At 61.0% G+C, this 21,156-nt stretch carries 20 protein-coding genes, 4 tRNA genes and 1 pseudogene; 10 read left to right on the top strand and 15 right to left on the bottom strand.

Going from position 1 to position 21,156, the window contains the following annotated elements; genetic code table 11:
- A pseudogene (locus tag VIM98_RS17730) lies at nucleotides 1-920 on the top strand (hypothetical protein); the annotation flags it as partial.
- A gap of 73 nt (nucleotides 921-993) precedes the next feature.
- On the opposite strand, the gene VIM98_RS17725 reads toward VIM98_RS17730, so the two are convergent.
- Nucleotides 994-1,647, bottom strand: coding sequence for a response regulator (locus tag VIM98_RS17725; protein WP_331994429.1), 654 nt, complete (start codon nucleotides 1,645-1,647; stop codon nucleotides 994-996).
- Between the two features lie 235 nt (nucleotides 1,648-1,882).
- Between VIM98_RS17725 and VIM98_RS17720 the strand changes: the two genes are divergently transcribed.
- The 4 genes from VIM98_RS17720 (at nucleotide 1,883) to VIM98_RS17705 (ending at nucleotide 3,637) form a co-directional block, all read left to right on the top strand.
- Nucleotides 1,883-1,969 (top strand) — tRNA-Leu (locus VIM98_RS17720).
- Between the two features lie 235 nt (nucleotides 1,970-2,204).
- Nucleotides 2,205-2,280: transfer RNA gene (locus VIM98_RS17715), tRNA-Gly, on the top strand.
- 81 nt (nucleotides 2,281-2,361) lie between these two features.
- A tRNA-Cys gene (locus VIM98_RS17710) sits at nucleotides 2,362-2,435 on the top strand.
- Between the two features lie 173 nt (nucleotides 2,436-2,608).
- The gene (locus VIM98_RS17705; protein WP_331994428.1) at nucleotides 2,609-3,637 is read left to right on the top strand and encodes a S41 family peptidase; all 1,029 of its coding nucleotides are present in this window, start codon (nucleotides 2,609-2,611) and stop codon (nucleotides 3,635-3,637) included.
- A gap of 850 nt (nucleotides 3,638-4,487) precedes the next feature.
- On the opposite strand, the gene VIM98_RS17700 is transcribed toward VIM98_RS17705, so the two are convergent.
- The 11 genes from VIM98_RS17700 to VIM98_RS17650 all read right to left on the bottom strand — a co-directional run bounded on the left by VIM98_RS17700 (nucleotide 4,488) and on the right by VIM98_RS17650 (nucleotide 14,632).
- Complete coding sequence (locus tag VIM98_RS17700) at nucleotides 4,488-4,676, bottom strand: hypothetical protein (RefSeq protein WP_331994427.1); 189 nt, start codon at nucleotides 4,674-4,676, stop codon at nucleotides 4,488-4,490.
- A gap of 169 nt (nucleotides 4,677-4,845) precedes the next feature.
- Nucleotides 4,846-4,921 (bottom strand) — tRNA-Gly (locus VIM98_RS17695).
- Nucleotides 4,922-4,981: 60 nt separating this feature from the next.
- The gene (gene pgsA / locus VIM98_RS17690; protein WP_331994426.1) at nucleotides 4,982-5,584 is read right to left on the bottom strand and encodes a CDP-diacylglycerol--glycerol-3-phosphate 3-phosphatidyltransferase; all 603 of its coding nucleotides are present in this window, start codon (nucleotides 5,582-5,584) and stop codon (nucleotides 4,982-4,984) included.
- Nucleotides 5,585-5,654: 70 nt separating this feature from the next.
- Nucleotides 5,655-7,481: an excinuclease ABC subunit UvrC gene (gene uvrC, locus VIM98_RS17685; protein ID WP_331994425.1), complete on the bottom strand. Its 1,827-nt coding sequence runs from the start codon at nucleotides 7,479-7,481 to the stop codon at nucleotides 5,655-5,657.
- A 51-nt stretch (nucleotides 7,482-7,532) separates the two neighbouring features.
- Complete coding sequence (gene panS / locus VIM98_RS17680) at nucleotides 7,533-8,459, bottom strand: ketopantoate/pantoate/pantothenate transporter PanS (protein ID WP_331994424.1); 927 nt, start codon at nucleotides 8,457-8,459, stop codon at nucleotides 7,533-7,535.
- 79 nt (nucleotides 8,460-8,538) lie between these two features.
- Nucleotides 8,539-9,000 carry a low molecular weight protein-tyrosine-phosphatase gene (locus VIM98_RS17675; protein WP_331994423.1) on the bottom strand — a complete coding sequence of 154 codons (462 nt, stop codon included), beginning with the start codon at nucleotides 8,998-9,000 and terminating at the stop codon, nucleotides 8,539-8,541.
- On the bottom strand, nucleotides 8,997-9,776 hold the full coding sequence (gene kdsB, locus VIM98_RS17670; protein ID WP_331994422.1) for a 3-deoxy-manno-octulosonate cytidylyltransferase: 780 nt from the start codon (nucleotides 9,774-9,776) through the stop codon (nucleotides 8,997-8,999). The genes VIM98_RS17675 and kdsB overlap by 4 nt, the downstream gene beginning before the upstream one ends.
- Before the next feature lie 470 nt (nucleotides 9,777-10,246).
- Nucleotides 10,247-11,554 carry a 3-phosphoshikimate 1-carboxyvinyltransferase gene (aroA, locus tag VIM98_RS17665; RefSeq protein WP_331994421.1) on the bottom strand — a complete coding sequence of 436 codons (1,308 nt, stop codon included), beginning with the start codon at nucleotides 11,552-11,554 and terminating at the stop codon, nucleotides 10,247-10,249.
- Entirely contained in the window at nucleotides 11,551-12,639 is a 1,089-nt protein-coding gene (gene pheA / locus VIM98_RS17660) for a prephenate dehydratase (RefSeq protein WP_331994420.1), read from the bottom strand. Before pheA ends, aroA begins: the two co-directional genes overlap by 4 nt.
- A gap of 105 nt (nucleotides 12,640-12,744) precedes the next feature.
- Nucleotides 12,745-13,830, bottom strand: a complete 1,086-nt coding sequence (serC, locus tag VIM98_RS17655; RefSeq protein ID WP_331994419.1) for a 3-phosphoserine/phosphohydroxythreonine transaminase — start codon at nucleotides 13,828-13,830, stop codon at nucleotides 12,745-12,747.
- Between the two features lie 34 nt (nucleotides 13,831-13,864).
- The gene (locus VIM98_RS17650; protein ID WP_331994418.1) at nucleotides 13,865-14,632 is read right to left on the bottom strand and encodes an FHA domain-containing protein; all 768 of its coding nucleotides are present in this window, start codon (nucleotides 14,630-14,632) and stop codon (nucleotides 13,865-13,867) included.
- A gap of 117 nt (nucleotides 14,633-14,749) precedes the next feature.
- Here VIM98_RS17650 and VIM98_RS17645 point away from each other — a divergent pair, with 117 nt between their 5' ends.
- Entirely contained in the window at nucleotides 14,750-15,025 is a 276-nt protein-coding gene (locus VIM98_RS17645; RefSeq protein ID WP_331994417.1) for a polyhydroxyalkanoic acid system family protein, read from the top strand.
- 87 nt (nucleotides 15,026-15,112) lie between these two features.
- Entirely contained in the window at nucleotides 15,113-15,331 is a 219-nt protein-coding gene (gene infA, locus VIM98_RS17640) for a translation initiation factor IF-1 (protein ID WP_019466733.1), read from the top strand.
- A gap of 188 nt (nucleotides 15,332-15,519) precedes the next feature.
- Here the strand turns inward: infA and clpA are convergent, their stop codons facing one another.
- The gene (clpA, locus tag VIM98_RS17635; protein WP_331994416.1) at nucleotides 15,520-17,790 is read right to left on the bottom strand and encodes an ATP-dependent Clp protease ATP-binding subunit ClpA; all 2,271 of its coding nucleotides are present in this window, start codon (nucleotides 17,788-17,790) and stop codon (nucleotides 15,520-15,522) included.
- Nucleotides 17,791-17,852: 62 nt separating this feature from the next.
- On the bottom strand, nucleotides 17,853-18,179 hold the full coding sequence (gene clpS / locus VIM98_RS17630; RefSeq protein WP_331994415.1) for an ATP-dependent Clp protease adapter ClpS: 327 nt from the start codon (nucleotides 18,177-18,179) through the stop codon (nucleotides 17,853-17,855).
- Between the two features lie 148 nt (nucleotides 18,180-18,327).
- Between clpS and VIM98_RS17625 the strand changes: the two genes are divergently transcribed.
- From VIM98_RS17625 to hflD, 3 genes are read left to right on the top strand one after another with little or no spacing between them, the layout of a single operon-like run.
- The gene (locus VIM98_RS17625; protein WP_331994414.1) at nucleotides 18,328-18,819 is read left to right on the top strand and encodes an NUDIX hydrolase; all 492 of its coding nucleotides are present in this window, start codon (nucleotides 18,328-18,330) and stop codon (nucleotides 18,817-18,819) included.
- Nucleotides 18,816-19,955: a tRNA 2-thiouridine(34) synthase MnmA gene (gene mnmA, locus VIM98_RS17620; RefSeq protein ID WP_331994413.1), complete on the top strand. Its 1,140-nt coding sequence runs from the start codon at nucleotides 18,816-18,818 to the stop codon at nucleotides 19,953-19,955. The genes VIM98_RS17625 and mnmA overlap by 4 nt, the downstream gene beginning before the upstream one ends.
- 10 nt (nucleotides 19,956-19,965) lie before the next feature.
- Nucleotides 19,966-20,592, top strand: coding sequence for a high frequency lysogenization protein HflD (gene hflD, locus VIM98_RS17615; RefSeq protein WP_331994430.1), 627 nt, complete (start codon nucleotides 19,966-19,968; stop codon nucleotides 20,590-20,592).
- 95 nt (nucleotides 20,593-20,687) lie between these two features.
- On the opposite strand, the gene VIM98_RS17610 is transcribed toward hflD, so the two are convergent.
- Nucleotides 20,688-21,156, bottom strand: a 469-nt coding sequence (locus VIM98_RS17610) for a LysR substrate-binding domain-containing protein (RefSeq protein WP_331994412.1), incomplete at its 5' end; no start/stop codon positions are given.

Here is a 21,156-nt window from a genome sequence, read left to right as displayed (position 1 = left end):
CGACAGCCGCGCTGCCGACCGACGACTCGCTGCCGATCGACCAGGACGACGATCTGGACGACGAAGATCGGCGTCCGCAGGAAACGGCTGCCACACCGAGCGCCCCGTCGCGTGACGTGACAGCCGTGCCTGCCAATACGGAACAGCACACTGCAGTCACGACCCCGGCAGCAGCCGCAGTTGCAGCCACCGTCATGGTTGCTGCCACCGTGGCCGAATCCGCCGCGATCGCGCCTGCCATAACCACGCCAACCACCGAGGGACCGAAAACGGAATCTACTCCCGAATTCGTGGCCCCCGCGGTCAAGGATTGGGCCAAGGACGTACCTGAGGTGAGCATTCCGGCGCCTGCGCCTGTAGCCTTCAATCTGCCAGCCCTGCCGCCGATCCCTCAGGCCGCCGATACCGAAATTGTGCCGCCCGAGGCCGACGCACCAGAGTCGGTGCAAGTCCATGTCGCAGTGGCCGCCGAAACGGGCGACGAACCGCCGGTCGCTCCGCGCTGGATCGATAATCCTGTGCAGGCCGCGGTCGAAGCACATCCGATCGAGCCGACCGATGCGCCTGCGGCTGCCGTCAACGAAGGCCCAGCCGAAGCGGTCGCCTCGACCACCGATAACACCATCGACTTCGGCACCGCATCGGTGTTCGAGCAGGCCACTGTCGTGCATGTGGAGCCTGCCCCGCTGCCGCTGGCTGCCGCGCCGCCCGACGTGGAAGCCTCCGTGCAGCTACCGGTGGAACCGCTTGTCGAGGAGACCAAACCTGCGGTTGCCGCTCCTGCGCAGGGAGATCTGCTTGCTGGCACCCTACCCTTGCCGATTACCGAGCCGGTCTCTGCAAGCGAAGAGAAAATCAGGGAATCGTTAACGGAAAAGGACGAAGGCGACGAACAGGACAAGCCGACGCACGCCTCGTAGGCTGAAAAGAGACACAAAAAAGCCGGGCTCATGCCCGGCTTTTTTGTGTCTCTTGAAAAACGAACCATCGCGTTCAGCCACCTACCTGGTTGTTGTGCGTATCGAGAAGCCCATGCACTGTCATCAGGTGTGCCAGACCGACGACATGGTCGATCTGCAGTTTTTCCATCAAACGCTGCTTGTAGGTCGAGACGGTCTTGGGGCTGAGGTTGAGTTGCTCGCCAATAGTGGTCAGCGGCTTGCCTCTCACCAGCATCATGGCTACCTCTAGTTCGCGGCTGGACAAGCTGTCGAACGGCGAACCTTCGCCATCGAGCGTAGCGAGCGCCAGCTGCTGGGCAACTGCCGGTGCCAGGTAACGGCGCCCGTAGGCTACATGCCTTACAGCACCCAGTAACTCCTCGGCGCTGCAACCTTTAGTCAGGTAACCAAGCGCCCCGGCGTCCAGCAAGCGTTTGGGAAAACGTGCGTCATCCACCACCGTAACGACGATGATGTTCGTGTTGAGCTTCGCGCGGGCCACTCGCTCGGTCAGCTCGATGCCGCTCATGCCGGGCATGTGTACGTCGACGAGAGCGATATCCGGCTCCAACGAACGAATCAGGCGTAAGCCTTCCTCGGCGGTGCCGGCTTCCGCCACGACGGTGATGTCACGCTCCTTGTCCAAGATCAACTTAAAGCCGGTGCGAACCAGCTCGTGATCGTCAATGATTATGGTTTTGATCACGTCTTTTCCCTCCCTGGGTAAGGTAGCTTGAACTTAGGATGCGGGGTAAGTCATTGCAAGCGTCATCCTCGCCAAGAACTGTGTCCAATGATGAAAAAGCATAATTTCAGCGAAATCCGACTTTGGATTTCTATTAGCTTTACATCGAGCGTGGAGCAATCCGAGAGACTCACATATCGGTCGAGCCCGCATGGACGTCTCCATGCTACGATAGAGAGCTACAGCTGTCTGCCCTGCCCGGATGGCGAAATTGGTAGACGCAAGGGACTTAAAATCCCTCACCCTCACGGGTATGCGGGTTCGATTCCCGCTCCGGGCACCAGCTTACGCGCCATTCCTTCCACGCTATCGGCAATTCGAGCGGCTCGTACGAGCATGGTCGCGGTTTGTCGATCCACGGCACGCGGCATCGGATACGACCAGCAGAAACGATCGGGGACGCTACGCAACTGACCCCGATCCCTGGTGGCAGCCTGCTGCGCCGCCGGATCGTCTCGGAAATTTTTCGCCTCCCTCTTCACAAATCGTCATCTTCTGCTATGATTTCCAACTCCTACGCGGGAATAGCTCAGTTGGTAGAGCACGACCTTGCCAAGGTCGGGGTCGCGAGTTCGAGTCTCGTTTCCCGCTCCAGTTTCTGCAAAGCCTCGGTCGCGCCGGGGTTTTGTTTTATCGGTGAATCCCGGTTGTAAAGCGCTGGGGTTTGCACGCAATGGCCAGGTGGCAGAGTGGTCATGCAGCGGCCTGCAAAGCCGTGTACGCCGGTTCGATTCCGACCCTGGCCTCCATTGCGAGCCTCAAGCGAAGCAAGCGCCTCCGGGCGCTTTTTTCTTGCCTTGCGTTTGGAAAAGCCAAATCCTCCAGCCCCTGCCATGAGTCATGATTGACTGCATGAGCAGTCGATTCCTACCCTCGTTGCGCTGCACCAATCCCGGTGCACCATCCCCGGATCCGCGACACCATGACTGCCACTCCGACGCGCCGACGCGCGCTCATCCCCGCCTTGCTGGGCGGTTTGCTGTTGTCCTTTGCCACCATGGGCCATGCCGACGATCAGGCACTTCCCGATAACGATGTTCGCGACGTGCTCAAAACGCTCGGCCAGGAACTCGTCAAGCACTATCCCTTTCCCGACCTCTCCAAGCGCTACGCGCAGGCGCTGAACGATGCCGCCAAGTCCAATCGCTATCATGGCCTCGATCATTGCGACCTCGCCAAGAAAGTGACGGACGATCTGCGTGCCACGCACAAGGATGTCCATCTGCATGTGTTCTGCGACAAGAGCTTCCGTCACACGGCTGCTGCCGCAAATGCAGGCACAAGCAGCAAGCCCCTTGGCATCGATGCGAGCATCGAGTCGGTGGAGCTGGACAAGAATCTGGCCAGCGCCTACATCCAGTCGCAAGGCTCCTGGGGCCAAGGCAAGGACAACTACGAAGCCGTCGCTAATGCGATGGGTCTCGCGGCGCATGCCAAGTACGTAATTATCGATATCCGCAACAATCCGGGCGGCAGCGGCACGATCGGCCGCTTCTTCGCCTCGTATTTCTACGACGTCGGCAACGAACAGTTCTATCTCAACGGCTTCCACAAAGACCGCAGCGACGACGAACAGGAGTGGACCTACGATTACGTGCCGGGCAAGCGTCTGCCCGATGCCAAGCTTTACATCCTGGTCAACGACCATACGGCATCGGCGACCGAAGGCTTTGCTTATGCGATGCAACGCCTGCATCGCGCTACCATCATCGGCCAGACCACCGCGGGCGCGGGCATTGCCGGCAGCATCGTGGATCTTGGCCATGGCCTGAGTGTCTTTCTGCCGGTCAAGATGGTGGTGGCACCGCGCACGCAGGAAGGTTGGGAAGGTGTCGGTGTGAAACCGGATGTGATAACGCCGATCGGCGAAGAGAAAGCCACTGCTCTGCAGTTGATCAAGGACGATATTGCGAAGCAACCGACGAAGGATGAGCCTGCGCCGAAGTCGTAATCAGCCTTTTTGTGGAAGTGACTTCAGTCTGTCGATCACGGCTCGCAGCAGCCCTGGTCGCGACTGAAGGGAACCTCTAAAAACTGGCTCTTCTGTGGGAGCGACTTTCGTCGCGACGATCGTGCCTTATCGCAAGTCCTTGTCGCGACTGAAGTCGCTCCCACAACGATAGGATCCGTTTTCGCTGTATCCAAGTCATTGACAGGTTTTTAGAGGTTCCCTGAAGTCGCTCCTGCGACGATAGGATCCGTTTTCGCAGCATGCGGGCGATTGTGAGGCTTCTTGAAATCGCGCTGATGGGAGGGTGCTCGTTTATCGTTAACCAGGAATGCTTACACCTTAGCGAGCTATTGCGTCCAAGCCGACGATCCAGGCAGCAAAACCCGATCGCTCCGCAATGGCAGGTCGATGTCCCACCTCTGCTGCCTGAGAGCGCAGGTTCGTGGGTCGATGTCCGCATGGCCGACGGGCCATCGCTCGAACTGACCCGGTGGAGTTCAAAGTGAAATTGCAGCCCAAGAACGCTATGCCCCGAGGCAGAGGCCTGGTTGGCCCCAACCGACATCTCCAACCGACGTACTGGCCAAATGAATCGATCCTTCGTGGGTATCGAACCGATCGCCATGCCAGTGCAGCACGGCATGTGCTCCAGACCCGCGAGCGCCGACACCGCCCCCGCTGGACTCAACGTCACTGGGGCAAATCCGATTTCCTTCACACCCAGCGGATGGGCCAGGGCGCCAGCCGCCCTGGCAATAAGTTGCGCACCCAGGCAGACGCCCAGCAGCTGCCGCCCTCATCGAAGCTGCGCCCGCACGATCGCCAATTCATGCTCGATAAACGGGTAGGGTCAGTTCATCATAGGGGCCAGTGGGCCACCAAGCACGATCACCAGGTCGGCATCGCGCACGAGATCGCTATCGATCTCATTGCACGCCGGATCACAATAGTGCAGTTCATGCCCTCGATCGGCCAGCACTTCGCTCAAGGTACCAATATCCTCGAAATGAATGTGGCCCAAGGCTACGGCCGTTTTCATCACGGTTTTTCTCAGCAAGCCGGGCACGGCATTGTCGCGGCACCGTTATGGCCGTGAGAACCTACTACCAGGGGCAGGAAATGTTTCATGCTCTCCGAACACAAAAAAAAAGGAGGCAGGGGCTCCTTTTCTTTAAAGCCGGGATAACATCTATCTACCGGCATGTGTCTGGAGCGGGAAACGAGACTCGAACTCGCGACCCCGACCTTGGCAAGGTCGTGCTCTACCAACTGAGCTATTCCCGCATCGGAGTCGCGCATTCTAGCGGCTAAAAACGCACCGTCAAGCCTCTGTCATGAAAATCTTCAGGGCTCGGATTCCCCATGGCCCACAGGCAGGGTGCCATTGCGCAGCACCGGCCAGGCCGCACGCAGATAGTGCAGGCCTGACCAGATAGTGAGGATGCCGGCGATGACCAGCAGGACCTCGCCCACATGATACAACCGCAGCGCTTCGGCATCGTGCTGCACGATCAGCACAATCAGCGCGATCATCTGCATGACGGTCTTGAGCTTGCCGACAAAGGCTACCTTGACCGTCGCGCGCATGCCGATTTCGGCCATCCATTCACGTAGCGCGGAAATGCTGATCTCGCGCCCGACAATCACCGCCGCCGTGACCGCCATCACGATGCCCGGCCAGCCGCCGCGATGCGACTCAACCAGCAGGAACAGCGTGACGGCCACCATCAGCTTGTCCGCCACCGGATCGAGAAAGGCGCCGAACGCGGAAGTCAAATTCAGGCGGCGCGCCAGATAGCCATCGAACCAGTCGGTCACGGCCGCCAGCACGAATACAATGGCGGCCGTGACGTTATGACCACGGAATGGCCAATAGAAAACCACCACCATCACCGGCAACAGTGCGACACGGAACAGGGTTAGCCAGGTTGGCAGGTTGATACGCATCGATTCAGTCCGTTCTGAGGTCCAAGTGTCGCATGGATGGGATTCTCCTTATCCGTTATGTGGTTCATGTTCAGGCATGCAAGGCCGCGTAAATACGCTCGGCCAGACCCCGATCGATACCTTTGACCTGCATCAGTTCCTCGATACCGGCTGCTTCGACGCCAGCCAGGCCGCCGAAGGCCTTGAGCAGGGCCGATCGACGGCGGGCACCCACGCCCTGTACGTCTTCCAGCACGCTGCGCTCACGCGCCTTCTCTCGGCGCTTGCGATGACCGCTGATGGCGAAGCGGTGGGCTTCGTCGCGTACTGCCGCTACCAGATGCAGCGCGGGCGAAGCCGGACCGGGATGCAGGTTGCGCCCCGACTCGGCCAGGATCAAGGTTTCCTCGCCGGCCCGGCGCCCAGGCCCCTTGGCCACGCCAACGATACGAATCCCCTCGACACCGAGCTCCTTGAGCACATCCAGTGCCTGGGCTACCTGGCCGCTGCCGCCATCGATCAGCAAGATATCCGGGCGGGCGCCCTCGCCTTCGGCCACCTTGCGGAAGCGGCGGGTCAAGGCCTGATGCATGGCGGCATAGTCGTCACCGGGGGTGATCCCAGCGATATTGAAGCGCCGGTAGTGCGACTTTTCCGGCCCTTCCGGTCCGAAGACAACGCATGAAGCCACGGTCGCCTCGCCCATGGTGTGACTGATATCGAAGCACTCGATACGACGCGGCGCTTCATTCAGCTCCAGCAGACGCTGCAGATCGTCGAAGCGTGCGCCCAGCGTCTGACGACTAGCCAGCCGGGCGGTCAGCGACGCCTGCGCGTTGCGCTCGGCCATTTGCAGGAAACGCGCGCGGTCGCCGCGCACGCTGGTCTTGATCGTTACCGTGTGGCCGGATTGCTGGGTGAGAAGTTCTTCCAGGATCCCGCAATCGGCCGGCTCATCACCAAGTATGAGCTCACGTGGCACGGGGCGGTCGAGGTAGTATTGGGCGATGAACTGGCCCAGCAGGTCGCCGGGCTCGGCATCCAAGGGCAGGCGCGGATAGAAATCACGCGTACCCAGGCTGATGCCGTTGCGGAAGAACAATACGCTCACGCAGGCCAATCCCGCCTCGATGCGGCAGGCAATGACGTCCATGTCGGCGCTGGCACCTTGCACGTGGTGCTGTGCCTGCAACTTGCGCAAGGTAGACACCTGATCGCGCATCGCCGCCGCACGCTCGAATTCCAACGCCTTGCTGGCCGCCTCCATCGAGACGACCAGCTCTTCGATCACTGCGCTGCTGCGCCCTTCGAGGAACATTTCCGCATGACGCACGTCGTCGCGATAGTCGTCCACGCCGATCAATGCCACACAAGGCGCGCTGCAGCGCCCGATCTGGTGCTGCAGGCACGGCCGCGAGCGATTGCGGAAATAGCTGTCCTCGCATTGTCTTACCTTGAACAGCTTCTGCATCATGTTGAGGCTTTCGCGCACCGCGAACGCACTCGGATACGGCCCGAAAAAGCGTCCCCGCAGGTTGCGCGCACCGCGATGAAAAGCCAGCCTTGGATAATCCTCGCCACCGGACAGGTAGATGTACGGATAGCTTTTGTCGTCGCGCAACATGATGTTGTAGCGCGGCTTGAGGGATTTGATCAATTGCGATTCGAGCAACAGCGCTTCGCCTTCGGTGCGGGTCACCGTGATCTCGCAGCGGGCGATCTGCGAAATCATCGAGGCGATGCGCGGCTCCATGCGCGGCTTGAGGAAATAGCTGCCGACGCGCTTTTTCAGGTTGCCGGCCTTGCCCACGTACAGCAGTTCATCCGCTTTATCGAAATAACGATAGACGCCGGGGGAACTGGTCAGGGTTTTGACAAAAGCTTTGCCATCGAAGGCGGGCTGCAAATCGGGCTGCATGCTTACATTCTAACCGGTCGGAGTCGCGTCTTGGGACAAGACCGGCTTAATTCAGCTGGGCTCGGGGCCCTTGGCGGGGCGCCCCGCCCAGTAACCGGCAAGCGCAGAGCCGGAAAGATTGTGCCAGACCGAGAACAGCGCACCCGGCAGTGCCGCCAGCGGAGAGAAATACACCTTGCCGAGGGTGGCGGCGAGCCCTGAGTTTTGCATTCCTACTTCGATGGCAAGCGTCCGGCAGACGGCTTCATCGAACCCAAGCAGTCGCCCGCCCCAATAGCCGCTCAGAAGGCCGATGCCGTTATGCAGGATGACGCCAGCGATCACCACAAGGCCGACCGACATGATGCTCTTCTGTGCACCGCCGACCACGATGCCAATGAGAAGCACAATAGCGACCAGCGAAATCAGGGGCAACACGGGTTCGATCTTGCGTACTTGTCTTTCGAACAGCGAATGAATGACGAGGCCGGCGGCAATCGGTAGGACGACAATCTCCAGGATGCTCATCAACATGCCACGCATATCGACAACGATCGAGGCATCGAGATAAAAGCGGGTTAGCAATGGCGTCGCAAATGCCCCGACCAACGCCGACAGTGCGCTGATCGAGACGGACAGCGCCACGTCACCACGCGCGAGATAAATCACCACGTTCGACGCCGTACCGCTGGCGACGCTGCCGACCAGCACCATACCGATAGTCAGATCCGGGGGCATGTGCAGGGCATTGGCAATCGCCCAGGCAGCAAACGGCATGACCAGATAATGGATGCCAATACCGGCGAGAACCGGCGCCGGGCGCAGAAAGACACGCTTGAAGTCGGCGAACGAAAGCGTCACGCCCATTGCCAGCATGACTATCGTTAAAAGCATCGTGACGTGGCCGGCAATAGGATTGAACAGTGCCGGCGAAAAATAGGCCAGGACCGTTACCAGCAACGCCCAGACAGGGAAAAGACGGGTTATATGGGCAAGCACGACAGAAGATCCTTCGCTGTCTTGATGAATATCACGATGGGATATGCGAGACCCCGCCGGAAGCTCTTTACGCCTTCGGTCACTTTCGCAGCAAGCGTTCGACCAGCCCAGCCGCACCGTGTTCGGCCAGTTCGACCGAGGCTGCAAAGCCGGCGTCCTCACCATAGTAAGGATCGGGGAATTCCTGTGGAGATGCGATACCCGCCCAAGGAAGAAACAGCGCGGTTTCAGCTGTCGACGCCGGACCAGCGACCCGTTCGATGTGCTGGAGGTTATCGCGGTCCATGGCCAGCACCAGCGAATAATCCTCCAGGTCAGAGGCTCGAAATTGGCGTGCGCAATGCTGCTCCAGATCGTAACCGGCGGCCTTGGCCGCGGCACGCATCCGCTTGTCCGCGCCATGGCCTACATGCCATCCGCCCGTGCCGCAGGAGGCGAATTCGACATCCAGGCCCGACCGCCGAGCCTGCGCTCGCGCCACGATCTCGACCAGAGGCGAGCGGCAAATGTTGCCGAGGCAGACGAACAGGACACGCTTCATACAAGCCCTTCGCGCAACCGCTGTTCGGCCCGATCCAGATCGGCCTGGGTATCGATCCCGGGAGGGAACGGTTCGGGCGTCAGGCGTACGGCGATGCGATAGCCATGCTCCAGCACGCGCAATTGCTCGAGCGATTCGACCTGTTCCAGCGGCATGCGCTCAAGCTGAGTATAGCGATGCAGAAAACCTGCGCGGTAGGCATAGATACCGATATGGCGAAGGAACGGCAAACCGGTCGGCAAGGTGTCGCGATCGACGGCAAAGGCATCGCGTGCCCAAGGCAACGGTGCCCGACTGAAGTACAGCGCGTGGCCGTCGGCACCGCGCACCAGCTTGACTACGTTGGGGTCGAACAGTTCGTGCGCGTCGGCAATCGGCGTGGCAAGCGTCGCCATCGGTGCGGCGTCCTCGGCCAGCGCACGTGCCACTTCGCGGATGCCAGCGACCGGCGCGAAGGGTTCGTCGCCTTGCAGGTTTACGACGACGGCGTCTTCGGCCCAGCCATAATGCGCGGCACATTCGGCCAAACGATCGCTACCGGAGGCATGGTCCTTACGCGTCATGCACACATCCACACCCTGCCCTTCGAGCGCCTCGGCAATGCGCGGATCATCTACAGCCACAACGACCTGCGAAGCACCGGCCTGCAAGGCGCGCTGTGCGACACGCACCACCATCGGCACACCGGCGATCTCGCGCAATGGTTTGGCCGGCAAGCGGGTGGAGCCGTAGCGCGCGGGGATGGCGACGATAAAGGGAGGGACTGGAAGGGACATGCGTCTAGAAATGAGTGAGAGGAGTGAGAAAACCTTGTAGGAGCGGCTTCAGTCGCGGCCTGCAGCGCCCATGTCGCGACAGAAGGGAACCTCGAAAAACTTGCTTTCTGTGGGAGCGACTTTAGGGAACCTCTAAAAACTGGCTCTTCTATGGGAGCGACTTTCGTCGCGACGATCGTGCCTTATCGCAAGTCCTTGTCGCGACTGAAGTCGCTCCCACAACGATAGGATCCGTTTTCGCTATGTCCAAGTCATTGACAGGTTTTTAGAGGCTCCCTTTAGTCGCGACAATCGTTCCTCACCGCAAGTCCTTGTCGCGACTGAAGTGGCTCCCACAACGATAGGATCCGCTTTCGCTATATTCGGGCGACCGCGAAGTTTTTAGAGGTTCCCTGAAGTCGCTCCTACAGGGTACCCGCAAGTCGCCGGCTTTTTCTAACTTCTTACTTCTCTCCACTCGCTCCTGGCATTCACGCTTCGCGCAACCCGAAGCCACAGCCATTGGCCAGTTCGATGAACCCGGGGAACGACGTCGCCACATTGCTGCAATCGGTAATCGTTACCGGCGTCTCGGCCAACAGGCCGGCGATGGCAAAGCTCATGGCAATGCGATGGTCGCCATGGCTATCCACGGTACCGCCAACGAGACGTCCGCCATGGATGGTGCCGCCATCCGGTGTCTCGTCTACCTCGATGCCCAGTACCCGCAAGCCCGCCGCCATGGTTGCAAGGCGATCCGATTCCTTCACTCGCAGTTCGGCCGCACCGCGAATGACGGTCGATCCGCTCGCAGCCGCGGCTGCAATAAACAACGCCGGGAATTCATCGATCATGTCCGGAACGAGTACTTCGGGTATTTCTGTACCGTGGAGCGCCGCATGGCGCACCACGATATCGCCGACCGGTTCGCCACCGCTCTGGCGCTCGTTCTCTATGCGGATATCGGCGCCCATCAGGCGTAAAGCCTGAAGCAAGCCAGTGCGGCGCGGGTTGAGTCCGACCGATTGCAAGTGCAATTCCGAACCAGGCACGACGCTCGCCGCTACCAGGAAAAACGCCGCCGAGGAAAAATCGGCGGGCACGTCGACATCGGTCGCGGTGAGACGGTGGCCGCCGGAAAGACGCGCGCGGCCGGGCTCGAAATCGATCGGCCAACCGAACGCGGCCAGCATGCGCTCGGTATAATCGCGCGTCGGATGCGGCTCGATGACTTCGGTCGTGCCTTCGGCGTACAAACCTGCCAGCAGCAAAGCGGACTTCACCTGCGCGCTGGCCACCGGCAAGGTATAGCTGATGCCCTGGAGCGGGCTACCGCCATGAATACGAAGCGGCGGCAAGCCATCCTGGGTATCGATCTGCGCCCCCATTCGGGAAAGCGGATCGGTGACCCGCCGCATCGGACGGCGCGACAGCGATTCGTCGCCCACCAGCACGCTGTCGAAAGCCTGGCCGGCCAGCAAACCGGCCAGCAAGCGCATGCCGGTGCCGGCATTGCCACAATCGAGGCGAGCGTCGGTACCACGCAGACCGTGCAGCCCGACGCCATCGATCACCCGCTCGCCATCGGCCGGTGCCTCGATGCGTGCGCCCAATTGCTTGAGCACTGCAGCGGTCGCGCGCGTGTCCTCGCCCTCGAGGAACCCGCGCACATGCGAGCGCCCCTCGGCCAACGCCGCCAGCATCAACGAGCGATGCGATACCGACTTGTCACCCGGTACACGCAGGCTCCCCTGCAGCGCGCGCCCGGCGCCGCTGGTCCAATCCAGCCGCGCGCTCAAGGCAGCGCTACCGGGTAGGAGCCCAGCACGCGCAGCTTGGCGACGCCGGATTCGATTTCCCCGACCGCGCTCTGCAGCGCCTCGTCGTGAATGTGGCCGGATACGTCGATAAAGAAGGCGTACTGCCATTTTCCGGTATGCGCCGGACGCGATTCGATACGATTCAAGCTGATGTTGTGCTTGGCGAAAGGACTAAGGACGTCATAGAGAGCACCCGGCTTGTCGTTGACGGTAATCAGCAGCGAGGTGCGATCATTGCCCGAAGGCGGAAACAGCGTGCGTCCGATCACCAGGAAGCGGGTAGTGTTGTCGGCACGGTCTTCGATGCCTCGCGCGATGGTGGTCAAGCCGTAGACACGCCCGGCGGTCTCGCCGGCGATCGCTGCGGCATCGTCGGTGTGGCGCGCCAGGCGCGCCGCTTCGGCATTACTGCTGACGGCAATACACTCGACATCCGGCAGGTTCACCCGCAGCCAAGTCTTGCATTGCTGCAAGGACTGCGCATGCGCGTAGACGCGTTTGATGGTGTCGAGTTTGCCGCTCTGCGAATGCAGGCACTGGTGCACGCGCAGCTCGACTTCGCCGCAGATCGTGGCTTCGGACGTCAGAAACATGTCCAGCGTGACCTGGATCATACCTTGTCCGGAGTTTTCCACCGGTACGACACCGAAATCGGCGTGACCAGCGGCGACTTCCTGGAAAACCTCTTCGATGCTACCCAGCGGCAGGCCGTAAGCGGCATGACCGAAATGCTTGCGTACGGCCTGCTCGCTGAAGGTACCTTCCGGGCCGAGAAAGCCGATCTTCAATGGATCTTCCTGCGCCAGACAGGAAGACATGATCTCGCGGAACAGGCGCACCATCTCCGCATCGGACAAGGGCCCATGGTTACGATCGACCACCATGCGCAGCACGTGCGCTTCACGCTCGGGGCGATAGTAATCGATCGCCGAAAGGCCCTCGCCTTTGACCTTGGCTACCTCCTGTGCCCAGGTGGCACGTTCGGCGATCAGCTCCTGGATCGTCTTGTCGATGCTGTCGATGCGCTCACGTACATCGGCGAGCGATTTTTTCTGGTCAGTCATGTGGCCAACATTCGGATGTCTAGATGTCTAACCGACACCGCGCAACCGCAGCGGTGTCGCCTTCCCGATCTTACATCGCAAGCCAGCCGATTGCGCGGCGCAGCATCAGCCGTGGCGCGCGGCGAAATCCTGCATGAAAGCCACCAGGGCCTTCACCGCGTCCAGGGGAACGGCGTTGTAAAGCGATGCGCGCATGCCGCCGACGGCTTTATGGCCTTTCAAGGCCAACAATCCGGCGGCCTCCGACTCCTGCAGGAACAACGGATCGAGCTTGCTGTCGTGCAGGGTGAAGGGGACGTTCATGCGCGAACGGGATTCCAAAGCTACAGGATTTCGATAGTAACCGTTGGAACTATCGATGGCCTCGTACAGCTTGGCCGCCTTGGCATCGTTGTGTGTTGCCATCGCCGCCAGGCCACCCTGCTCCTTCATCCACTTGAAGGTCAGTCCGGCCAGGTACCAGCCCCAGGTATTGGGGGTGTTGAGCATGGAATCGTTGGCGGCGTGCTCTGCGTATCGGAAGATCTTCGCCATCGGCCGTGTCGCTCGATCGAGCAAATCGCGGCGCACAATCATCACCACGAGGCCGGAAGGCCCGATATTTTTCTGTGCACCAGCGTAGATCAGGCCGAAACGCCGCACATCGAGCGGGCGCGAGAAAATATCCGAAGACATGTCCGCCACCAGCGGTACATCGCCGACCTCGGGCACCGCATGGAACTCGACGCCATGGATGGTTTCGTTCGGCGTGTAGTGCACAAAGGCAGCGCGCGGGTCCAACTGCCAGGAGGCACGCTCCGGCAGTCGCATGTAGCCCTCATCGCGGCTGTGGGCGGCGATCTTCACCTTGACGTAAGGCGCCGCCTCGCTGGCGGCCTTCTCACCCCAATGACCGGTCACGATGTAGTCGGCGGTATCGCCTTCGCCGGCCAGGTTCATCGGGATCTGGGCGAAATGCTGGGTGGCACCGCCTTGCAGAAAGAGCACGGCGTAGTCCGCGGGGATATCCGCCAGTTCACGGATATCGGCCTCGGCCTGTGCCGCCAGACCCATGAAAAGTTTGCCGCGATGGGAAAGTTCCATCACCGACGCGCCGCTGCCGTTCCAATCCAGCAATTCGCGTTGCGCCTGTTCCAGCACCGACTGCGGCAGGGCAGCCGGCCCCGCGCTGAAATTCCACACTCTGCTCACACTTGGTATCCCTGGGGGTAAGAACGACTGCGCGTCAGAACCTGACGAACAGTACCAAAGCGATGATCAAAGCGATCACCGCGGCGGTGACGATGAGCCACCAGACCTCGCCGCGCGGGCCGGCATCTTCTTCGGGCAGATGATGCTTCGGCGGCGCATAGGGCGGGATCTCCGGTTCGGACTCCATACCCGGCGCATCGATGACGAAACGATGCATGGCGATGCCGATTTGGTCGCCCGGCTGCAGGGCCGCATGTCCGACCTGCACACCGTTGACGTGCAAGGGGTACCGTTCGGAACGCTGCGCCGCCTCCAGCCATAGCCTGCCGTTCTGCCAAGCAATGCGCAACGCGGCCACCTCTCCTTGCGGAAGCTCCAACGGATAGCGCCCGATCGGCCCGAGTTCCAGCCGATCCTGCAGGGACAACACGCGCCCCGAAAGCGGACCGGCGACGGCACGCAAGGCCACGGTACAGCGGCTTTCCTCCGTCACCGGTTTGGCTTCGCGCTCGGCAGGCGACTGCTCCTCGCGCAGCAACATGCGGCAATCGCCGACACTCAGGATGTCGCCGGCACGCAAGAGGCTGCGTTCGCGCACAGGACGGGCATTTACATAGATGCGCCCGGCATCCGCCAGCACATTGAGGACGAGGCCGCGACGATCCCTCTGTATGCGCAGGTGATAAGGATGCGCCTGGCCGGCGGCCAGCACGAGGTCGTTATCCGGAGCGCTGCCGATGCGCAGCGTAGCTTGCGTCCAAGGGAAATCTTCGCGGGCCGAATTGGGAAATTCGATGCGCATGAATCAACCGGTCGATAGTCAGTCGGACTCTAGCAGAATGCTGCATCAGTAAGTTCATTCGGCGGCATCCGCTATGATGTCCGGTATCGTTTTCCCGATACCTTTCACGGAGCCTCCATGCCGAAGATCGACATCCGCAAGCCACACCAGCTCCCCGTCGCAGATGCACGCGCGGTAGTCGAGCAGGTTGCCGCCAAGATGCGTGAGAAATTCGGCATGGAGGGACAGTGGCAGGGCGACACCTTCATGTTCAGCCGCCAGGGGGTTAGCGGCTCGATCGCGGTAGAGCCGGCCGCCATCCAGGTCCACGCCGAGCTCGGCCTGATGCTTTCCCCCCTCAAAGGCCTGGTGGAACAGGAAATCCGCCGCAAGCTCGACGAGCACTTTGCCTGATGATTGTTTAACCATGGCCCGATCCGTGGCATAATCGTCTGCTTACGCGGCCAGAACGGCCGTGCCGCCACCTTGATCACGGAACGCATGGCCAAAGACGACGTCATTGAAATGGAAGGGACGGTCCAGGAGACCCTGCCCAATACCATGTTCCGCGTGCAGCTGGAAAACGGGCATGTCATCACCGCCCACATCTCCGGCCGTATGCGCAAGCACTACATCCGCATCCTCACCGGCGACAAGGTGAAGGTGGAAATGACGCCGTACGACCTGACCAAGGGGCGTATTACGTACCGCATGAAGTAAGCCAGCGATCGGCTTAACGATCAGCCGCAACCGTTCAGGGGGCGGCTTTTTTGTGCCTGGCCACCAAGGGTGGCCGCCCCCTCGTCCCTGCTACAAAGCTCGCCGAGCAATCCCAAAAGCACCGAAATAAAAAGGCCGCGCCCCCGAAAGGACGCGGCCTTCAGCCCTGCGAGGCTGATGACAAACTGTTACGAAACGACCGCCGGCAACTTCTCCGCCGCCTCTGTATCGACCTTCAACTCGCCGTCGGCCACGCTCAGCAGTACCTTGCCGCCGTCGGCGAGTTTGCCGAACAGCAGCTCGTCGGCAAGCATCCGCTTGACCTTCTCTTGAATGACCCGCGCCATCGGGCGCGCGCCCATCTGCGGATCGAAGCCATGCTCGGCCAACCAGCGGCGGGCGTCGGCATCGACATCCAGGCTAACATGCTTCTCGCTCAACTGCGATTCCAGTTCGATCAAGAACTTATCGACCACACGCAGAATATGATCGAAGTCCAGCGCGTTGAACTGGATGATCGCATCCAGGCGATTGCGGAACTCCGGCGTAAAGGTACGGCGAATGACCTCCATCGCATCCATCGAGTGGTTCTGCTTGACAAAACCGATGCCGCGACGCGAAGCCTGCTGAGCCCCGGCATTGGTGGTCATTACCACGATGACGTTCTTGAAGTTCGCTTCACGACCGTTGGTATCGGTCAACACACCGCGGTCCATGACCTGTAACAGGATGTTGAATACATCTGGGTGCGCCTTCTCGATTTCGTCCATTAGCAGCACCGCGTGCGGGTGCTTGGTCACCGCCTCGGTGAGCAGCCCGCCCTGGTCGAAGCCGACATAGCCTGGAGGCGCGCCAACCAGACGCGAGACGGAATGTGCCTCCATGTACTCGGACATGTCGAAGCGGATCATCTCGATGCCCAACTGCATCGCCAGTTGCTTGGTGACCTCGGTCTTGCCGACACCGGTGGGGCCGGCCAGCAGGAAGCTGCCGATCGGCTTGGACGGATCGTTCAGGCCCGAGCGGGCCATCTTGATCGAGGCGGCCAGCGCTTCGATGGCCGCATCCTGCCCGAACACCACCATTTTGAGGTTGCGCTCCAGATTCCGCAGCACGTCGCGATCGGATGCCGAGACCTGTTTGGCCGGAATACGCGCCATCTTGGCAACGATGTATTCCACTTCCGGCACGTCCACCTTATTGGTGCGCTTGTCTTCCGGCAGCAGGCGCTGGTGCGCTCCGGCCTCGTCGATCACGTCGATAGCCTTATCCGGCAGCAGCCGGTCCGGGATATGTTTGACCGACAGGTCCACCGCGGCTTTCAGTGCCTCGTTGGTGTAGGTGACGTTGTGATGTTCCTCGAAGCGAGAACGCAGGCCCTTGAGAATCTCGATGCTGTCGGCCACGGTCGGCTCGACCACATCGATCTTCTGGAAGCGGCGCGCCAGCGCGCGGTCCTTTTCGAAGATGCCGCGGAACTCCTGGAACGTGGTCGAACCGATGCAGCGCAGCTCGCCAGAAGCCAGCATCGGCTTGATGAGGTTTGACGCGTCCATGGTCCCACCGGAGGCCGAGCCGGCACCGATGATGGTGTGGATTTCATCGATGAAAAGGATCGAACCCGGCTGCTTCTTCAACTGCCCGATCACCGCCTTGAGGCGTTTTTCGAAATCGCCGCGGTACTTGGTACCGGCAACCAGGGCGCCCAGGTCCAGCGACCAGATGGTGGCGTCTTCCAATACCTCGGGTACTTCGCCGTCGACGATGCGCTTGGCCAGACCTTCGGCCAGGGCGGTCTTACCCACGCCGGCTTCGCCGACGTAGAGCGGATTGTTCTTGCGGCGCCGGCACAATACCTGGATGGTGCGCTCGATCTCGTCGGCACGGCCAATCAGGGGATCGATCTTGCCTTCGAGGGCCAGTTCATTAAGGTTGGAAGCATATTCGGCCAGCGGGTTGCCCTTGGGCTCGCCACCGTCCTCGGCCTCCCGGTCGCCGCCGGAAGACTGCGACGGCGATTCGTCGCCGATTTTGGCAATGCCATGCGAAATGTAATTGACCACATCCAGTCGCGTGATTTCCTGCTGGTGCAGGAAATAGACGGCGTGGGAATCCTTCTCGCCGAAGATGGCGACCAGCACATTGGCGCCGGTGACCTCTTTGCGACCGGAGGATTGCACATGGTAAACGGCGCGTTGCAAGACGCGCTGGAAGCCGAGCGTCGGCTGGGTGTCGCGCTCATCGCCGTCCGGCAGCACCGGTACGGTCTCGGCAATGATCTTTTCCAGCTCGGTGGTGAGCCGCTTGAGATCCGCGCCGCAGGCGCGCAAGGCACCCAGGGCGGCCTGGTTATCGGTAAGCGCCAGCAGCAGGTGCTCCACGGTCATAAACTCGTGGCGCTGTTCCCTGGCCTGTTTGTAGCACTGGCCGATGGTGACTTCGAGATCCTTGCTAAACATCCGGACCGTCTCCGTTTGAATTGGCTGCGGCCAACGCCGCGATGGCTACAAGATGGGGACGCCTACAGCTTTTCCATAGTGCACAACAACGGATGCTGATGGGCTCGTGAATACTCGTTGACCTGAGTTACCTTCGTTTCAGCCACCTCCCGGGTAAACACCCCGCAAACCCCTTTGCCCCGAGTATGCACATGTAGCATCACTTGCACAGCACGCTCTTGGTCTAGATTGAAAAAACTACGTAATACCTCCACAACGAAATCCATCGGCGTGAAGTCGTCGTTCAGCAAAACGACCTGGAAAAGCGGCGGCCTGGCTACCTCCGGCTTGGAGGTTTCCACCGCCAGCCCGTGGCTGTTGCCTTGTTCGTGTTCGGGTTCGTGGGCCATGAGACGTCGATAGGGAAGCTTGGGAGAAAGTATAACGCCGCCGCCCCGAGCCGCCTGTAGGCCCCAGCGCCGGCATTGAACCCCTAGGTAATGGCACAATAGTGCCTTTTCCAGCCCCCTTCGGGTCATTTCCCCTTCTGGCTCGTACATGACCGACTCCGCGTTTTTTTCCTCTTCGATATGGCATCCGCATGTGACAGTCGCGTGCGTGGTCGCCGACGGCGACCGTTACTTGATGGTTGAAGAGAAAGTCGCCGGCCGGATGGTCTATAACCAACCGGCAGGCCATCTTGACCAGGGCGAAAGCCTGGTAAGCGCAGCGGTACGCGAAGCCCTGGAAGAAACCGGCTGGGAAGTCGAGCCGTTGCACCTGATTGCCGTCCACCAGTGGGTCAGCCCGGAGCACGGCGATGACGTGTTGCGCTTCAGCTTCGCCGCCCGTGCGGTGCGCCACCACCCCGCCCGACCGCTGGACAAGGATATCGAGCGCGCCGTGTGGATGACGCGCGAAGAAATCGTTGCGCTGGGCGATCGTCTGCGAACCGGCATGGTCCTGGCCAGCATCGACGCCTGGCTGGCCGGTCAGCGCTTGCCGCTGAGTGCGCTGCACAGCCAGTTGCCAGGTGACCCGTATCCATGAAAGTGATGCTTGGCATCTCCGGCGGTGTCGATTCGTCCGTCGCCGGCCTGTTGCTCCAGCGCGCCGGTTACGCGGTGGAAGGTCTGTTCATGCAGAACTGGGAAGAAGACGACCGCAACGGCCCCTGCACTGCAGACGCCGACCGCAAAGATGCCGTTGCGGTTTGCGGCCGGCTCGGCATTCCATTTCATGCGCGCAACTTCAGCGCCCAGTACTGGGATGGCGTGTTCGAGCATTTCCTGGCCGAGTATCGCGCCGGCCGGACTCCCAATCCGGATGTGCTGTGCAATCGCGAAATCAAATTCAAGACGTTCCTGGAAGAAGCTCGTGAGCTGGGTGCGGAAAAAATCGCCACCGGCCATTACGCCCGTGTCGACGAGCGCGACGGCCGCTTCCGGCTGCTGCGTGCGGTCGACACGGCCAAGGACCAGACCTATTTCCTGCACGCGCTCGGGCAAAGCCAGTTATCCGCCACGCTGTTCCCCATCGGTGAGATGGAGAAATCGAAGGTACGCACGCTGGCGCAGGAGGCTGCACTGCCTACCCACGCCAAAAAGGATTCCACCGGTATCTGTTTTATCGGCGAACGGGATTTTCGCGAATTCCTCAGCCAGTACATCCCGGCTCGTCCCGGCCTCATGCGTAGCCCCGACGGCGACCCGATCGGCGAACATCAGGGCGTCATGTACTACACCCTCGGCCAACGCAACGGCCTGGGCATCGGCGGTCGCCAAGGTGCGGGCGGCGATCCCTGGTACGTGGTCGGCAAGGATGTCGCGGCAAACGTGCTGTACGTGGCGCAAGGCGGCGAAAACCACTGGCTGCAATCGCACCGCCTGGTCAGCGAGGCGCCGCACTGGGTGGCAGGCGAGGCACCGGCGGCTGTTTTCCGCTGTACCGCAAAGACCCGATATCGGCAGCATGACCAGGCCTGTACCGTGCACGTCCAGGGCGATGGCTTGCTGGTGGAGTTCGACGAGCCGCAGCGTGCCGTCACGCCAGGGCAATCGGTCGTGTTCTATGACGGCGAGGCCTGCCTGGGTGGCGCCGTCATCGCCGGAACCGATGCCCCATTCGGCCAGTGGCCGGCACATGTTTCTCCCTCCCTTACCCTCGATGGATCGATCCGTGTTTGAAGCTTTTGCCATGAATGAAGAGCGCGTGCTCGCCCTGGCCGGCCTGTTCCAGGCCGCCACGCTGGCCCAGCAGTTGGCCAACGACGGACGCTGCGATGAGAGTGCGCTGGAATCGAGCCTGGCAAGCATCTTTCGTATTGATGCGCCTTCGGTAGCCGCGGTGTACGGTGGCGTCAGCGGCGTACGCCTTGGGCTACGCAGCCTGATCAGCCAACTCGATGAAACCGGGCGCGACATGGCCGTAACGCGCATGGCCGTTACCGTGATGCGTCTGGAACGCAGCCTGTCGCACCAGAGTGGCCTGCTCTCCAAGCTGCAGCAAGGCATCGTGCAGACCCAGCGGCAGGTCGAACACTTCGGGCAGGGCTCGCCCCAGGTATTCAGTCGGCTGGCCGAGGTCTACAGCGGCACGCTCTCTACGTTGAAGCCGCGCGTCATGGTGACCGGCAACCCGCAACAATTGCAGCAAGCCAATATTGTCGAGCGAGTACGCAGCAGTTTACTGGCGGCCGTGCGTTCGGCAGTGCTGTGGCGACAGATAGGGGGACGACAGTGGCAGCTGATCCTGTATCGCCGGCAATGCAGCATGTTGGCGCGCGGTTTGTTGACCGGCGCAACGCTGGATAACGGCGGCTGATTTATAGGTAGCGCTGGGGTGGCAACTGGCAGCTGCGTGACGGTTATCGAGGCTCAAGCCACTTTGCAAAGTTGGGGGTGTGCAGAGACTCCCGATCAGGGCTCGGTGAGTTTCAGGCCCGGTCGCTGCTTGGCGATTTTGCGCAGCAAATCGGCGAATGCTTGAAGTTCGGCATGCCATGGCGAGGCCTCACGCCAATACAGTGCGATTTCCCTACCCTGTTCGGGATGCTTGATCTTTGCCAGCGCTACATTAGGCATCGATGCCAGACGTTCGTGCGCCAGCGCCGGCACCAGGGCATAGCCGCCGCGCAAGCCGACCAGCGCGGCAAGGCTCTCCAGGCTGACATCCTGCACGTGCCCGCCGCCTTTCTTGCCCGGCCAGCCATCGGCATGGCTTTCGCTCATCAAGGTGGCATCGTTTGCATCGAGCTGTTCCAGATCGATGCTGCGTTTGCCCGCTAAGGGATGATCGATGCGGAACATCAGTTCCCACGGCTCGAAGAACAGGGTTCGCATGGCAATACCGCTGGGCTTGCTGGCAGGTGGCGCCAGCACGGCATCG

This window comes from Dyella sp., from assembly GCF_036568765.1.
Lineage (GTDB): Bacteria > Pseudomonadota > Gammaproteobacteria > Xanthomonadales > Rhodanobacteraceae > GSA-30.
This window is presented reverse-complemented; position numbering and strand designations above follow the sequence as displayed.

Excerpts from the sequence above, each read along its gene's own strand:
- VIM98_RS17705 (WP_331994428.1), top strand. The coding sequence starts at position 2,609 with ATGACTGCCACTCCGACGCGCCGACGCGCGCTCATCCCCGCCTTGCTG.
- VIM98_RS17700 (WP_331994427.1), bottom strand. The coding sequence starts at position 4,676 with ATGAAAACGGCCGTAGCCTTGGGCCACATTCATTTCGAGGATATTGGT.
- pgsA (WP_331994426.1), bottom strand. The coding sequence starts at position 5,584 with ATGCGTATCAACCTGCCAACCTGGCTAACCCTGTTCCGTGTCGCACTG.
- uvrC (WP_331994425.1), bottom strand. The coding sequence starts at position 7,481 with ATGCAGCCCGATTTGCAGCCCGCCTTCGATGGCAAAGCTTTTGTCAAA.
- VIM98_RS17675 (WP_331994423.1), bottom strand. The coding sequence starts at position 9,000 with ATGAAGCGTGTCCTGTTCGTCTGCCTCGGCAACATTTGCCGCTCGCCT.
- kdsB (WP_331994422.1), bottom strand. The coding sequence starts at position 9,776 with ATGTCCCTTCCAGTCCCTCCCTTTATCGTCGCCATCCCCGCGCGCTAC.
- pheA (WP_331994420.1), bottom strand. The coding sequence starts at position 12,639 with ATGACTGACCAGAAAAAATCGCTCGCCGATGTACGTGAGCGCATCGAC.
- VIM98_RS17650 (WP_331994418.1), bottom strand. The coding sequence starts at position 14,632 with ATGCGCATCGAATTTCCCAATTCGGCCCGCGAAGATTTCCCTTGGACG.
- VIM98_RS17645 (WP_331994417.1), top strand. The coding sequence starts at position 14,750 with ATGCCGAAGATCGACATCCGCAAGCCACACCAGCTCCCCGTCGCAGAT.
- infA (WP_019466733.1), top strand. The coding sequence starts at position 15,113 with ATGGCCAAAGACGACGTCATTGAAATGGAAGGGACGGTCCAGGAGACC.
- clpA (WP_331994416.1), bottom strand. The coding sequence starts at position 17,790 with ATGTTTAGCAAGGATCTCGAAGTCACCATCGGCCAGTGCTACAAACAG.
- clpS (WP_331994415.1), bottom strand. The coding sequence starts at position 18,179 with ATGGCCCACGAACCCGAACACGAACAAGGCAACAGCCACGGGCTGGCG.
- VIM98_RS17625 (WP_331994414.1), top strand. The coding sequence starts at position 18,328 with ATGACCGACTCCGCGTTTTTTTCCTCTTCGATATGGCATCCGCATGTG.
- mnmA (WP_331994413.1), top strand. The coding sequence starts at position 18,816 with ATGAAAGTGATGCTTGGCATCTCCGGCGGTGTCGATTCGTCCGTCGCC.
- hflD (WP_331994430.1), top strand. The coding sequence starts at position 19,966 with ATGAATGAAGAGCGCGTGCTCGCCCTGGCCGGCCTGTTCCAGGCCGCC.